This is a genomic window from Alsobacter sp. P4_H11 (assembly GCF_056400925.1).
Genome location: NZ_JBFUKI010000007.1, coordinates 176,497 through 189,914 on the forward strand (window position 1 = coordinate 176,497; position 13,418 = coordinate 189,914).

At 68.5% G+C, this 13,418-nt stretch carries 14 protein-coding genes; 6 read left to right on the forward strand and 8 right to left on the reverse strand.

Features of this window, described 5'->3' with window-relative positions; translation table 11 throughout:
* The first annotated feature begins 5 nt into the window (after window positions 1-5).
* Window positions 6-455: a proton-translocating transhydrogenase family protein gene (locus AC1DSZ_RS14265; protein ID WP_188519452.1), complete on the forward strand. Its 450-nt coding sequence runs from the start codon at window positions 6-8 to the stop codon at window positions 453-455.
* Between the two features lie 4 nt (window positions 456-459).
* Window positions 460-1,866, forward strand: a complete 1,407-nt coding sequence (locus AC1DSZ_RS14270) for an NAD(P)(+) transhydrogenase (Re/Si-specific) subunit beta (protein WP_476839011.1) — start codon at window positions 460-462, stop codon at window positions 1,864-1,866.
* 127 nt (window positions 1,867-1,993) lie between these two features.
* Here the strand turns inward: AC1DSZ_RS14270 and AC1DSZ_RS14275 are convergent, their stop codons facing one another.
* The 4 genes from AC1DSZ_RS14275 to purE form a co-directional block, all read right to left on the reverse strand.
* A complete protein-coding gene (locus tag AC1DSZ_RS14275) occupies window positions 1,994-2,875 on the reverse strand; it encodes a tetratricopeptide repeat protein (RefSeq protein ID WP_476839012.1) in 882 nt (293 codons plus the stop codon).
* Between the two features lie 251 nt (window positions 2,876-3,126).
* A complete protein-coding gene (gene rpsU / locus AC1DSZ_RS14280) occupies window positions 3,127-3,372 on the reverse strand; it encodes a 30S ribosomal protein S21 (RefSeq protein ID WP_188519455.1) in 246 nt (81 codons plus the stop codon).
* 159 nt (window positions 3,373-3,531) lie between these two features.
* Complete coding sequence (locus AC1DSZ_RS14285) at window positions 3,532-4,614, reverse strand: 5-(carboxyamino)imidazole ribonucleotide synthase (protein ID WP_476839013.1); 1,083 nt, start codon at window positions 4,612-4,614, stop codon at window positions 3,532-3,534.
* A 2-nt stretch (window positions 4,615-4,616) separates the two neighbouring features.
* Window positions 4,617-5,111 carry a 5-(carboxyamino)imidazole ribonucleotide mutase gene (gene purE / locus AC1DSZ_RS14290; RefSeq protein ID WP_476839014.1) on the reverse strand — a complete coding sequence of 165 codons (495 nt, stop codon included), beginning with the start codon at window positions 5,109-5,111 and terminating at the stop codon, window positions 4,617-4,619.
* A 150-nt stretch (window positions 5,112-5,261) separates the two neighbouring features.
* Between purE and AC1DSZ_RS14295 the strand changes: the two genes are divergently transcribed.
* Window positions 5,262-5,804 carry a GGDEF domain-containing protein gene (locus tag AC1DSZ_RS14295; protein ID WP_476839015.1) on the forward strand — a complete coding sequence of 181 codons (543 nt, stop codon included), beginning with the start codon at window positions 5,262-5,264 and terminating at the stop codon, window positions 5,802-5,804.
* Here the strand turns inward: AC1DSZ_RS14295 and AC1DSZ_RS14300 are convergent.
* A complete protein-coding gene (locus AC1DSZ_RS14300; RefSeq protein ID WP_476839016.1) occupies window positions 5,794-6,012 on the reverse strand; it encodes a YdcH family protein in 219 nt (72 codons plus the stop codon). The genes AC1DSZ_RS14295 and AC1DSZ_RS14300 overlap by 11 nt on opposite strands.
* A 307-nt stretch (window positions 6,013-6,319) precedes the next feature.
* Here AC1DSZ_RS14300 and AC1DSZ_RS14305 point away from each other — a divergent pair, with 307 nt between their 5' ends.
* Complete coding sequence (locus tag AC1DSZ_RS14305; RefSeq protein ID WP_188519460.1) at window positions 6,320-6,505, forward strand: YdcH family protein; 186 nt, start codon at window positions 6,320-6,322, stop codon at window positions 6,503-6,505.
* 105 nt (window positions 6,506-6,610) lie between these two features.
* Here the strand turns inward: AC1DSZ_RS14305 and AC1DSZ_RS14310 are convergent, their stop codons facing one another.
* Together AC1DSZ_RS14310 and AC1DSZ_RS14315 are read right to left on the reverse strand one after the other, a co-directional pair.
* The gene (locus AC1DSZ_RS14310) at window positions 6,611-8,239 is read right to left on the reverse strand and encodes an acyl-CoA synthetase (RefSeq protein WP_476839017.1); all 1,629 of its coding nucleotides are present in this window, start codon (window positions 8,237-8,239) and stop codon (window positions 6,611-6,613) included.
* 88 nt (window positions 8,240-8,327) lie between these two features.
* Window positions 8,328-9,086 (reverse strand): sulfite exporter TauE/SafE family protein, encoded by a 759-nt coding sequence (locus AC1DSZ_RS14315; RefSeq protein WP_476839018.1) that lies wholly within the window; start codon window positions 9,084-9,086, stop codon window positions 8,328-8,330.
* A gap of 182 nt (window positions 9,087-9,268) precedes the next feature.
* Here AC1DSZ_RS14315 and AC1DSZ_RS14320 point away from each other — a divergent pair, with 182 nt between their 5' ends.
* Window positions 9,269-11,164 (forward strand): propionyl-CoA synthetase, encoded by a 1,896-nt coding sequence (locus AC1DSZ_RS14320; RefSeq protein WP_476839019.1) that lies wholly within the window; start codon window positions 9,269-9,271, stop codon window positions 11,162-11,164.
* A 33-nt stretch (window positions 11,165-11,197) separates the two neighbouring features.
* Here the strand turns inward: AC1DSZ_RS14320 and glmU are convergent, their stop codons facing one another.
* A complete protein-coding gene (gene glmU, locus AC1DSZ_RS14325; RefSeq protein WP_476839165.1) occupies window positions 11,198-12,538 on the reverse strand; it encodes a bifunctional UDP-N-acetylglucosamine diphosphorylase/glucosamine-1-phosphate N-acetyltransferase GlmU in 1,341 nt (446 codons plus the stop codon).
* Window positions 12,539-12,754: 216 nt separating this feature from the next.
* Here glmU and AC1DSZ_RS14330 point away from each other — a divergent pair, with 216 nt between their 5' ends.
* A complete protein-coding gene (locus tag AC1DSZ_RS14330) occupies window positions 12,755-13,339 on the forward strand; it encodes a hypothetical protein (RefSeq protein ID WP_476839020.1) in 585 nt (194 codons plus the stop codon).
* The last annotated feature ends 79 nt before the right edge of the window (window positions 13,340-13,418 follow it).

The window sequence follows — 13,418 nt, forward strand, 5'->3', positions numbered from 1 at the left end:
GAACCATGGCGACTGAACCAGCTGACATCCTCGTCCTGAGGGCCCAGGAAGCCGCCCGCGTCGCGCGCGCCGCCGCCGACGCCGCCCAGGCCTATGCCGACCAAGTGGCCACCGCCGCCGGCGCGGCCGCGCACGCCGCCACGGGCGGCGCGATCGATCCCTTCGTGTTCCGCCTCGCCGTGTTCGTGCTGGCGGTTTTCGTCGGCTACTACGTGGTCTGGCAGGTGACGCCTGCCCTGCACACGCCGCTGATGTCCGTCACCAACGCGATCTCGTCCGTGATCGTCGTCGGCGCCCTGCTGGCCGTCGGCGTCGGCTCCGCCGGCGCGATGGACAGCGGCCCGGTCTGGGCCCGCATTTTCGGGTTCATCGCCCTGATCCTCGCCAGCGTGAACATCTTCGGCGGGTTCCTGGTCACCCAGCGGATGCTGGGCATGTACAAGAAGAAGGGCTGATCCGATGAGCGCCAATCTCGCGGCTGTCCTTTATCTCGTCTCCGGCATCCTGTTCATCCTGGCGCTGCGCGGCCTGTCCTCCCCGGCGTCGAGCCGGCAAGGCAACCTGTTCGGCATGGTCGGCATGGCGATCGCGATGGTGACCAGCCTCGCGCTGGCCCCGCCCGCGGGCGCGATGGGCTGGCTGCTCGTGCTGCTCGGCCTCGCCATCGGCGGCGGCGCGGGCGCGGTGGTGGCCCGCCGCATCCCGATGACCGCGATGCCGCAGCTCGTCGCCTTCTTCCACTCGCTGGTCGGCCTTGCGGCCGTGCTGGTGGCGGCCGGCGCGCTCTACGCCCCCGAGGCCTTCGGCATCGGCCTCCCGGGCCATATCCACGGCGCCTCGCTGGTCGAGATGTCGCTGGGCGTGGCGATCGGCGCGATCACGTTCACGGGCTCGGTGATCGCCTTCCTGAAGCTCAACGGCAACATGGGCGGCAGGCCGATCATGCTGCCGCAGCGCCACGTCATCAACGCCGGCCTCGCCGTGCTGCTGGTGGTGCTGATCATCGTCTTCGTTCGCACCGAGTCGCTGCTCGTATTCTGGCTGATCGCGCTGGTCAGCTTCGTGCTGGGCGGGCTCATCATCATCCCGATCGGCGGCGCGGACATGCCGGTCGTCGTGTCGATGCTCAACTCCTACTCGGGTTGGGCGGCGGCCGGCATCGGCTTCACGCTCGGCAACCTCGCGCTGATCATCACGGGCGCGCTGGTCGGCTCCTCGGGCGCGATCCTGTCCTACATCATGTGCAAGGGCATGAACCGCTCCTTCATCTCGGTGATCCTGGGCGGCTTCGGCGGCGATTCCGGCGCGGCCGCCGGGGCCGGCGAGAAGGAGACCCGACCCGTGAAGCAGGGCTCCGCCGAGGACGCGGCCTTCATGATGAAGAACGCCTCCAAGGTCATCATCGTGCCCGGCTACGGCATGGCGGTCGCCCAGGCGCAGCACGCGCTGCGCGAGATGGCCGACAACCTCAAGAAGGAAGGCGTGGAGGTGAAGTACGCCATCCACCCCGTGGCGGGCCGCATGCCCGGCCACATGAACGTGCTGCTGGCCGAGGCCAACGTGCCCTACGACGAGGTCTTCGAGCTCGAGGACATCAATTCCGAGTTCGCGCAGGCGGACGTCGCCTTCGTGATCGGCGCCAACGACGTCACCAACCCGGCCGCCAAGACGGACCCGGCCTCGCCGATCTTCGGCATGCCGATCCTGGACGTCGAAAAGGCCAAGACGGTGCTGTTCATCAAGCGCGGCATGGGCTCCGGCTATGCGGGCGTCGAGAACGAGCTGTTCTTCAAGGACAACACGCTGATGCTCTTCGCCGACGCCAAGAAGATGGTGGAAGAGATAAACAAGGCCATGGCGCACTAAGGCGCCGGGTTTCCACGCGTTCGACGGCCGGCCTCAGCGCCGGCCGTTTGCGTTTCCGGGTGCGCCAACGAAAAAGGCCGCGGGTGAACCGCGGCCTGCGAACGCTCGAAGAAAGCCGCTCAGGCTCTCAAAAGAACCCGCCGGCCCCACGCCCGCCGACGCGCGACAGGCCTTCCTTGGCGGCCGCGTTGTTGGCGTCCACCACCAGCGCGCGCTGGTAGGACTCGGTCGCCTTCGCCTTGTCGCCCAGCTTCTCATACGCCATGCCGCGGCCCGCCCAGGCGTCGGCGCTGCGGTTGTCGACGTTGAGAGCGGCGTTGAAGTCTTCCGCCGCCGCGTCGTACTTGCCGACCGCGATCAGGCTGGCGCCGCGCGCCTGGTAGGGGGCGCCCGCGAAGGGATCCCGGTCGATCGCGGCGTCGAAGTCGTTGATGGCCTGCTTGTGCTGGCCCTGGCGCTGATAGATCAGCCCGCGCGCATGGTATCCCTGCGCCGACTCGGGGCTGAGCTTGATGGCCTGCGACAGGTCCGAGAACGCCTCGTTGTAGTTGTTCTGCGCCCGCAGCAGGTTGGCGCGCGCCAGATAGGCCGGGCCATAGCTCGGGTTCGCCTGGATGGCGGCCGTGAAATCGCTGAGCGCCGCATCATTGCGGTTGGTCTGCCGGTAGGCGAGGCCGCGATTGGTGTAGGCCGGCGCGTAACCGGGGTTGATCTGCAGCGCCTTGCTGAAGTCCGCGATCGCGTCCTGGAAGCGGCCGATCTTCGCATAGGCGGCGCCGCGCGTGTTGTAGGCGCTGACGTCGTTCGGATTGCGCTGGATCACCTCGGTGAGCGACGTGATGTTGATCGCCTGCGCGCCCGACTTGTCTTCCTCGATCTCGGCGACCCCGGCGCCTCCGCTCATGCCGCGGCCGACGGTTTCACAACCCGCGAGCGCCACTGCGAGGCACAACACCGAGAGACGGGCCGCTTGGCGCAGCGGAGCAGGGCGCGGCAGCGAAAGACGCATGACGGGACCTTTCAATGTCCAGCGAAACAACGAGGCCGCGAGGCGTGATCACGACCAGCGGTCACGCATGCGGGCGAATTGGAGCGAGAAGGTGACGAACGGATCTTAAGAATTCGCTCACCACGCGCATGTTGCGGCTCTGCAACAACCGCTCATCCGCCAGGCAACCAAAAACAGACGACGCCCATCGACCTTCCGGTCGGGGCGCCGTTGGATAGTGCCAGACGCGGTCGCGCGGACCGCGCGCAGGATCAGCGAGCAGCGCCGCCGACGACCTTCGGCTTCGGAGCCGGCAGGAGGCCTTCGCGCTGGGCGCGCTTGCGAGCCAGCTTGCGGGCGCGGCGAACGGCCTCGGCCTTCTCGCGGGCGCGCTTCTCGGAGGGCTTCTCGTAGTGCCCGCGGAGCTTCATCTCGCGGAAGATGCCCTCGCGCTGCATCTTCTTCTTCAGCGCCTTGAGAGCCTGGTCGACATTGTTGTCACGAACGAGAACCTGCACGCGTCGTTTTCCCGTGTCTCGATTTGAAAGGGTTTCGGCTGGGTGACGCGCAGGCGCCAACGCCGGGATGCGGTGGATTAACAGAATCACCCAGGCTTGTCCACGGCCGAAATGCTCGAATTTCGGGCGCGGCCTTTGGGCTGGGCGGCTCAGCCCGCGTTAAGCGCGCCCGGGCGGCGTCACGCGGGTGACGTGACCCATCTTGCGGCCGGGCCGCGCCTCCGCCTTGCCGTAGAGATGCAGGTGGGCGCCGGGCTCGGCCAGGATCTGCCGCCACTGGTCCGCTTCGTCGCCGATCAGGTTGTTCATGACGACCTCGCCGCGCCGGGCGGCCGAGCCCAGCGGCCAGCCCGCCACGGCGCGCACATGCTGCTCGAACTGCGACGTCTCGGCCCCGTCCGTGGTCCAGTGCCCGGAATTGTGCACGCGTGGCGCGATCTCGTTGATCAGCACCCGCTCGCGCCCGCCGTCCGCGATCACGAACATCTCCACGCCGAGTACGCCGACATAGTCCAGCGCGGTCGCGATCCGGGCCGCATGTTCCAGCGCCGCATGGCTCGCCTCGCCGTCCAGCGCGGCCGGAACCCGCGTCACCGCCAGGATATGATGGCGGTGCTCGTTCTCGCAGACGTCATACGCGACGACGTCGCCGTCCCGCCCGCGCGCCGCGATCACCGAGACTTCCCGCAGGAAGGGCACGAAGGCCTCCAGGATAGAGGGCTGCCGCCCCACCGTCTCCCAGGCCTCCGCCAGATCGCTCTCCGGCCGGATCACGGTCTGGCCCTTGCCGTCATAGCCGAAGCGCCGCGTCTTCAGCACGCTGGGCCGTCCCAGCGCCGCCACGGCGGCCTCCAGCGACGCAAGATCATCGACCGCCCGGAAGTCCGGCGTGCCGAGCCCGATGTCGCGCAGGAAGCTCTTTTCGGAGAAGCGGTCCTGCGTCACCGCCAGAGCGCGTGGCCCGGGCAGCACGGGCACGCGCTCCGCCAGAAAGGCCGCGGTGGCCGCCGGCACGTTCTCGAACTCGTAGGTGACCACCGAGACGGCGCTCGCGAAGGCCGCAAGCGCCTCCTGGTCGTCGTAAGCCGCGATCGTGGCGGCCGCCGACACCTGAAAGGCCGGGTTGTCGCCGGCCGGCGCGTAGACATGGCATTTCAGCCCCAGCGGCGCGGCCGCGAGCGCCATCATGCGGGCAAGCTGCCCTCCGCCCAGGATGCCGATCGTCTGGCCCGGATGCAGCATGCTCATGCCTCGTTGACGGGTCGTTCGGCCACCGCGCCCGTCTGGCGCGCCCGGTAGGCGTCCACGCGGTCGGCGAGCGCCGGATCGTTGAGGCCCAGCACGGCGGCCGCCAGCAGGGCGGCGTTCACCGCGCCGGCGCGGCCGATCGCCAGCGTCCCCACCGGGATTCCGGCCGGCATCTGGACGATCGAGAGCAGACTGTCCTGCCCCGACAGCGCCTTGGATTCCACGGGCACGCCAAACACCGGCAGGCTCGTGAGCGCCGCCGTCATGCCGGGCAGATGCGCCGCGCCGCCCGCGCCCGCGATCACCACCTGGTAGCCGGCCGCTTTGGCGCCCTTGGCGAAGTCGTAGAGGCGGTCCGGCGTGCGGTGGGCCGAGACGATCAGGCAGTCATGCCCGATCCCCAGCGCCTCGAGAGTCTCGGCCGCATGACGCATCGTCGCCCAGTCGGACTGGCTGCCCATGATCACGGCGACTGGTTTATGGGCCTTCATTCCAACTCTCCCGCAAAAGTTAAGCGGCTTTCAAGAAAAACAGGGCGGACTATAGAACGCGCTCCCCCTGCGCTAGCATAGCCGGAAACGATCGTGAACCACGTCACCCCTCCTTTCGATACGGTTTGCCCTCATTCGGAGGGCGCCCGCGTGGCTGAGCTCACGCGCGAACTCGCCCAGGCGAAATCCCGCATTTCGGAACTGGAGGAGCTCGCGCATGTCGACGAGCTGACCGGCGTCCTGAATCGGCGCGGTTTCATCCGCGAGTTGCGGCGGGCGCTGTCCTACACGGAGCGCTACAGCGTCCCGGTGTCGCTTCTGCTGCTCGATCTCGATCGCTTCAAGCAGGTGAACGACCAGCTCGGGCACCCGGCGGGGGACGCCGTGCTGGCCAAGACCGCGGCCGTGCTCGCCAGCAACCTGCGCGCCTCCGACACGGTGGCCCGGCTGGGCGGCGACGAGTTCGCGGTTCTGCTTTGGCACGCCAACCAGGACATCGCGGCCGAGAAAGCCGCCGCGCTGAAACTCATCCTGGCCGACTCGCCGGCGGAGTGGCGCGGCCTCGAGATCCCGATCAGCGCCAGTTTCGGCGCGCATGGGCTCACGGTGGGGCAGACCGTGCAGGACGCCCTGCAGGAGGCCGACCGCTCCCTCTACGCCGCGAAGGCCAACAGGCTCGCGTTCAGGCGATGATGTCGGGCGTGATCTGGTCCGAGAGCCGGATGATCCGGTCCTTGAGGGCCAGCTTGCGCTTCTTGAGCCGCTGAATCTGCAACTGGTCGGCGGCGACGATGCCTTCGAGCGCATAGATGGCTGCGTCGAGGTCGCGGTGCTCGGTCTGCAGACGGGCCAACTCAGCTGCGAGCTGGACGTCGGTGGGCTCGGTGCTGTCGATGTTCATGTTCAATGGATGGGACCCATCACGCCCGCCGTCGCGAACCGATCCACTATGCCAGACGCGGCGCGGCGGGCAAGTCGGCTGAGGGCGAGTCGCCCACCCGAGGTCGGCGGTTGGCGCATCGGCCGAGGTCAAGCATCCCTCACGGCAACCGTCGAACGCGCTGCGCATCGCTTCCGCTTGCCGTCGGCATGCAGGGCGCCTACCTCCCTGAAGGGCCGGGCGGCGGTGGCGGAAATTCTACGGAATAGCTTCCCCCTTCGAGCGGTCCTGTGTCAGACTGATGACGTTCCAACGTGGGAGGTATCGCATGGCTTTGCAGTCCCATTTGGCGGAGCTCGAGCGCCGCCATCAGGCCATCGACAAGGAGATCGAGAAGGAACTAGGCGCCCCGAGTGGGGACGATCTCAGGCTCGCCGAGTTGAAGCGTAAGAAATTGTTGCTGAAAGATCAGATCGAGCGGCTTCGAGTGGCCGCCAAGCCGACCCTGCACTGAGGGTCAGGCCGACGCTGTGATTGTGGCGTCCCCCGAGTGAGTTCGCCGCCGCATGCGCCATTCGCGCTGCGGCGGTTTGTTTTTGGGCCCGGATTAAGCGGCCGCTCAGATATCCCGGGCCATCTCGCGCAGGCGGAATTTCTGCACCTTGCCGGTCGAGGTCTTCGGCAGTTCGGCGAACACAATGTGCCGCGGGCACTTGTAGCCGGCCAGGTGCTGCTTGCACCACGCCAGCAGGTCCTCGGACGTGGCCTCCCGGCCCGGCTTCAACTCCACGAACGCGCAGGGCGTCTCGCCCCATTTGTCGTCCTGCTTGGCCACCACCGCGGCGGCCTGCACGGCCGGATGCTTGAACAGCGCATCCTCGACCTCGATGGACGAGATGTTCTCGCCGCCCGAGATGATGATGTCCTTGGACCGGTCCTTGAGCTGGATGTAGCCGTCCGGGTGCTTCACCCCGAGATCGCCCGAGTGGAACCAGCCGCCCGCGAACGCCTCGTCGGACGCCTTGCGGTTCTTGAGGTAGCCCTTCATCACCACGTTGCCGCGGAACATGACCTCGCCGATCACCTCGGCGTTGGCCGGCGCGCTTTCCATCGTGACCGGGTCCTTCACGTCCAGCGCTTCCAGCGCGAGATAGCGCACCCCCTGGCGGGCCTTGCGGGCCGCCTGCGCGGCCGGATCGAGGTCGTTCCAGTCGGCGTGCCAGTCGTTCACCACAGCCGGCCCGTAGGTCTCCGTGAGCCCGTAGAGATGCGTCACGTTGAAGCCTGCCGCCTTCATGGCGGCCAGCACCGCCTCGGGCGGCGGCGCGGCGGCCGTGAAGAACTCCACCACGTGCGGCAGTGGCCGCTTCTCGGCGTCGGGCGCATTCAGCAGCGTCGACATCACGATGGGCGCGCCGCACAGATGCGTGACCTTGTGCTCCGCGATCGCCTCGTACATGGCGGCGGCCCGGACATAGCGCAGGCACACATGCGTGCCGACGGCAGCCGAAATCGACCACGGGAAGCACCAGCCGTTGCAGTGGAACATCGGCAGCGTCCAGAGATAGACCGGATGCTTGCCCATGTTGCAGGTGAGCACGTTGCCCTGCGCCAGCAGCGCCGCGCCGCGGTGGTGGTAGACGACGCCCTTGGGATTGCCGGTGGTGCCGGACGTGTAGTTCAGCGAGATCGCATCCCACTCGTCGCCCGGGCTCGCCCGCTCGTAGCTGGCGTCCCCTTCGGCCAGCAACGCCTCGTAGTCGAGCGATCCGAGCCGCTCGCCCGGGCCGGTGAACTCCGGATCGTCGTAGTCGATGACCAGCGGCTTAACGGTAGCCATCGCGAGCGCCGGTCCGACGATCTTGGCGAATTCGCGATCCACGATCAGCACCTTGGCCTCGCCGTGATCCAGCGAGAACGCGATGATGGGGGGGTCCAGCCGCGTATTCAGCGTGTTCAGCACGGCGCCCGTCATTGGCACGCCGTAGTGGCACTCCAGCATGGCGGGCGTGTTGGCGAGCATCACCGCGACCGTGTCGCCGCGGCCGATCCCGCGCTTAGCCAGCGCCGATGCGAGGCGCTGGGAGCGCTGGTGGAACTCGCGATAGCTCCGGCGCAGCGCGCCGTGGATGATCGCCGTGTGGTCCGGAAACACCAGTGCGGCGCGCTCCAGAAACGACAGCGGGGTCAGCGGCTGGAAGTTGGCCGGGTTCTTGTCGAGGTCGATGTCGTAGATGTCGGACGCCATGGCCACGCCTCCCGCCGGCTTCGAAGTTCGGGCGGAACCGTAGCGGTGCGGCCGGAGCCGGGCAATCGATCGATCGTCGGACGGCGCCTCAGAGCAGGTCGCGCAGGCCATCCCAGATCAGCTTCACGCCGACCACGAAGCTGAGCACGTAGATGAGCGTGAAGAACCGCTTGGCGTCGATCCGCTTCACCATCCAGACGCCCAGGAACGTCGACGCGATGGCGAGCGGGAAAAGCAGCGCGGAGGCGCGCAGGTTATCGGTCGAGAACTGCCCCAGCGCCACGTAGGGGACCACCTTCACGAGATTGGTGATGGCGAAGAACATCGTGCTGGTGCCGGCGTAGAGCAGCGGCGAAAGCCTCTGCGGCAGCACATAGACCTGGAAAGGCGGCCCGCCCGCATGGGCGACGAAGCTCGTGTAGCCCGCCACCACGCCCCAGAACCCGCCCGCCAGAACCGAGCGTCGCTCCCGCTCGGCCTCCTCCATGACGCTGCGCCCGCGCCAGTAGAGCGCCACGAAGCCCACCGAGATCAGCCCGACCCCGACCCGCACCGCCGCTTCTGGCACCTGCGAGGCGAAGATCCAGCCGATCGCGATGCCGGCGATCGACCCCGGGACCATGATGTAGAGGAGCCTCGGGTCGAAATCCCGGCGGTAGGCCCACACGCTCACGGCGTCCTGCACGATGAGGATCGGCAGCATGATGGCGGCCGCCGTGACGGGCGACACGACCAGGGCCAGCATCGGCATCGAGATCAGCCCGAGGCCCGAGAAGCCGCCCTTCGACATGCCCATGAGCACGACGGCTGGGATCGCGATCGCGAAAAAGAGAGGCGTTTCGATCATCGGCGGGGGATCGTTCGGCGGGAGCAAAGTGGTCGCAGGTTTGCGCCTCACCGACAAGCCGCCGCCGCGCAGACCCGACCGGCGCGCTGCGGCCGTCTCCATCTTTGGGCTAAACTCGACTTCCGTCGTCTTGTTCGCCGGCCACGCCTGCGTATCAGTGGGACAAATCCTGGGAGGGACGAATGCAGAGCCGCTATCCCGAGACCTACGCGCAGTGGAAAGCCGACCCGCAGGCGTTCTGGGCCGAGGCCGCCGAGGCGGTCGACTGGATCAAGCCTGCCGATGCGATCTTCGATCCGGATCAGGGCGCCTATGGGCGGTGGTTCGTGGGCGCCGAATGCAACACCTGCTGGAACGCGGTCGACCGCCACGCCGCCACGCGTCCCGACCAGGCCGCGCTGATCTATGACAGCCCGGTCACGGGGACGAAGCGCACCCTCAGCTATGCGGAGCTGAAGACCGAGGTCGCCGCGCTGGCGACCGTCATCCAGGACCTCGGCGTGCACAAGGGCGACCGGGTCATCATCTACATGCCGATGATCCCCGAGGCCGTGATCGCCATGCTGGCCTGCGCCCGCATCGGCGCGATCCACTCGGTGGTGTTCGGCGGTTTCGCCTCCAAGGAGCTCGCCACCCGCCTCGACGACGCCACGCCCAAGCTCGTGCTCGCGGCCTCCTGCGGCATCGAGCCGAACCGCGTGGTGACCTACAAGCCCCTGCTGGACGAAGCCATCGCGCTGGCGTCCAACAAGCCCGAATCGGTCTTGCTGCTCCAGCGCCCGCAATGCGAAGCCGCCATGCAGCCCGGCCGCGACCACGACTGGGCCGCCGCCGTGTCGGCCGCCAAGGCGGCGGGCCGGCTGGCGGACTGTGTCCCCGTGCTGGCGACCGATCCGCTCTACGTGCTCTACACGTCCGGCACCACCGGCAAGCCCAAGGGCGTGGTGCGCGACAATGGCGGCCACATGGTCGCGCTCGCGTGGTCGATGACCAACCTCTACGGCATGCAGCCAGGCGAGGTGTTCTGGGCCGCCTCCGACGTCGGCTGGGTGGTGGGCCACTCCTACATCGTCTACGCGCCGCTGCTGATCGGCTGCACCACCGTGGTGTATGAGGGCAAGCCGGTGGGAACGCCGGATCCCGGCGCTTTCTGGCGCATGATCGCCGAGCACGACATCAAGGCGCTGTTCACCGCCCCGACGGCGTTCCGGGCGATCCGCAAGGACGACCCGGAGGCCAAGCACCTCGCGCGCTACGATCTGGGCGGTTTCCGCGCCCTGTTCCTGGCTGGCGAGCGCGCCGATCCGGACACGGTGCAATGGGCCGAGGAGATCCTCAAGGTCCCGGTGATCGACCACTGGTGGCAGACCGAGACCGGCTGGCCCATCGTGGCCAACCCGCTCGGCCTCGGCGCCTTGCCGGTGAAGCACGGTTCGCCCACCGTCCCGATGCCCGGCTGGGATGTGCAGATCCTCGACGAGGGCGGCCATCCGCTCGGCCCCAACAAGATGGGCTCCATCGTCGCGAAGCTGCCGCTGCCGCCGGGTTGCTTGCCCACGCTCTGGCATGCCGACGACCGGTTCAAGGAAAGCTACCTCTCGGCCTATCCGGGTTATTACAACACCTCGGACGCAGGCTTCGTGGATGAGGATGGCTACCTCTTCATCATGGGCCGCACGGACGACATCATCAACGTCGCCGGCCACCGCCTGTCGACGGGCGGGATGGAGGAGGTCCTCGCCTCGCACCCGGACGTGGCCGAATGCGCCGTGATCGGGATCAAGGACGCGCTCAAGGGCGAACAGCCCTGCGGCTTCGTGGTGCTGAAGTCCGGCGCCAACCGCTCGCCGCTCGACGTGGAGAAGGAGATCGTCAAGCTGGTGCGCGACAAGATCGGCCCGGTTGCGGCGTTCAAGATCGCCATCACGGTGAACCGCCTGCCCAAGACCCGCTCGGGCAAGATCCTGCGCGGCACCATGAAGAAGATCGCCGACGGCGACAGCTGGTCCATGCCGGCCACCATCGACGATCCGGCCGTGCTGGACGAGATCGCGGTCGCCCTGCAGGGCAAGGTCTGAGCTGACGGGAGCCGCGGCCCCCGCCGCCGCGGCTCAGCCCTTCTTGTTGGCGTCCCGGAACGCCTTGCCCCAGCCGGCCTTCACCACCTGCCGGCCGCGCCCGAGCGCGAGCGCGTCGGCCGGCACGTCGTCGGTGATCACCGAGCCGGAGCCCACGAAAGCGCCGTCCCCGATCGACACGGGGGCGACCAGCGCCGAATTCGAGCCGATGAAGGCGCCGGCGCCGATCACCGTCCGGGCCTTGTTGAAGCCGTCGTAATTGCACGTGATCGTGCCCGCCCCGATATTGGCCTTCGCCCCCACGGTGGCGTCGCCCACATAGCTGAGGTGGTTGATCTTGGCCCCGGCAGCCACCTGCGCGTTCTTCACCTCGCAGAAATTGCCGACCTTGCTCTTCTCGCCGAGATCCGCGCCCGGCCGCAGCCGCGCGAACGGGCCCACCTCGGCGCCATCGCCGATCGTGGCCTTCTCGAAATGGCAGTTGGCGTGGATGGCGACGTTGGTCCCGACCGTGACGCCGAGGCCGAAGAACACGTTCGGCTCGATCAGCGTGTCCTGGCCGATCACGGTGTCGTGGCTGAGAAACACCGTCTCGGGCGCAACCATGGTGACGCCCGACCGCATGGCGGCGTCCCGGAGCCTTGCCTGCATGATCGCCTCGGCGGCCGCGAGCTGCACACGATCGTTGACGCCGCGCACCTCGTCCTCGGGCGCGACCAGCGCCTGCGTGGCGTATCCGCGCGCGCGCGCCTGCTCCACGGCGTCCGGCAGGTAGAACTCGCCCTGGGCGTTGTCGGAGCCTATGCCCTCGAGCAGTTCCAGCGCATGCCGGCCGTCCAGCGCCATGAGGCCGGCGTTGCACAGGGTCACGCGCCGCTCTTCCTCGGTCGCGTCCTTGTGCTCGCGGATGGCGACCAGAGACCCTTCCTCGACGATCATCCGCCCGTAGCCCGTCGGGTCCTTGGCCTCGAAGGCGAGCGCCGCCACGGAGGCGCCCTCGCCCACCGCATTGCGCAGCCGCCGCACCGTCGCGGGCGTCACCAGCGGCGTATCGGCGAACAGCACCACGACGTCATCGAAGCCTTCCGCCAGGGCGTCGCGCGCGGCCAGCACGGCGTGCGCGGTGCCGCGCCTCTCCGCCTGCACGTACACGCGCGCGCCCGGCGCGAGCCTCAGCGCCTCCGCGGCCACGTCCTCGCGCCCGGGCCCGACCACCACCGCGATCGCGTCGATGTCGGCCGCCTGGACGGCCTTGGCCACGTGGCCGAGCAGGCTGAGCCCCGCGATCCGGTGCAGCACCTTCGGCAGGGCGGAGCGCATGCGCGTGCCCTCGCCGGCCGCCAGGATGATGGCCAGTCCCCGCCGCGCGACGATCGGGGCGAGCAATTCCTCTCGCAGATCGCCGCCGGTCTCGAGATCGACGCCCTCTGGCGAGGCCACGGTGGCGGGCGGTGCGGCGGGGGCGACGATGTCCGACATGGGCGCTCGACTCGGCTGACAGGGTTTCGTTTACGATACCGACTTATGGTTTCCATGGATTAACCACGGCGTCGGCGCCTCACAAGCCCGCCGCCGCCGCCAGGCTGCCTGATGAACTATTCCCGAATTGAGCCCAGCTTCGCGATCGGAACCGGCGACGCCTTCGCGGCGGCCCCGGCCCAAGCGCCCAGGATGACGCCCGGCGTCACGACGCTCGGGGCCGCCTGGGCGGGCGCGTCGGTGGCGGCGCTCCTGCTGATGGCTCCCAGTCTCGCTGCGCGTCTCCTGGATCGCACGCCTGCCCCGCAGGCGTTCAGCAGCCCTGCCGCAACGGCTCCGCTCGCCCGCAACAACGCGCCCGCCCTGCCGGATGTCGCCACAACCGGCGCTTTGCCGGCCGCAACCGCGAACCCGACCGAGACCACGGTCACCAAGCCGCTGGGCTTCACGCTCCTGCTCGGCGAAGCCTCCAGCGCGGAAACGCTCTGGGGTTGGTGGCGCATCCTGCAGCAGCGCCACAAGAGCAGCGTCGGCAGCCTCACCGCCAGCGTGATTCAGGCGGACGGGACGCCGGTCCGCCACCGCCTCACCGCCGGGCCGTTCGAGAACGCCGCCGCGGCCGCCGAACTCTGCGGAAAATGGCGGGCCGACGGCACCAGTTGCCAGGTCGCGCGCCCGGACGGCTCCAAGCTGTGAAGTCTGCGGGTCGGGGCCGTACAAACCGCCAGAACCCGGCCGATCGGCCATTTTGCGGCCTCGGAAACGTCTCGCGATG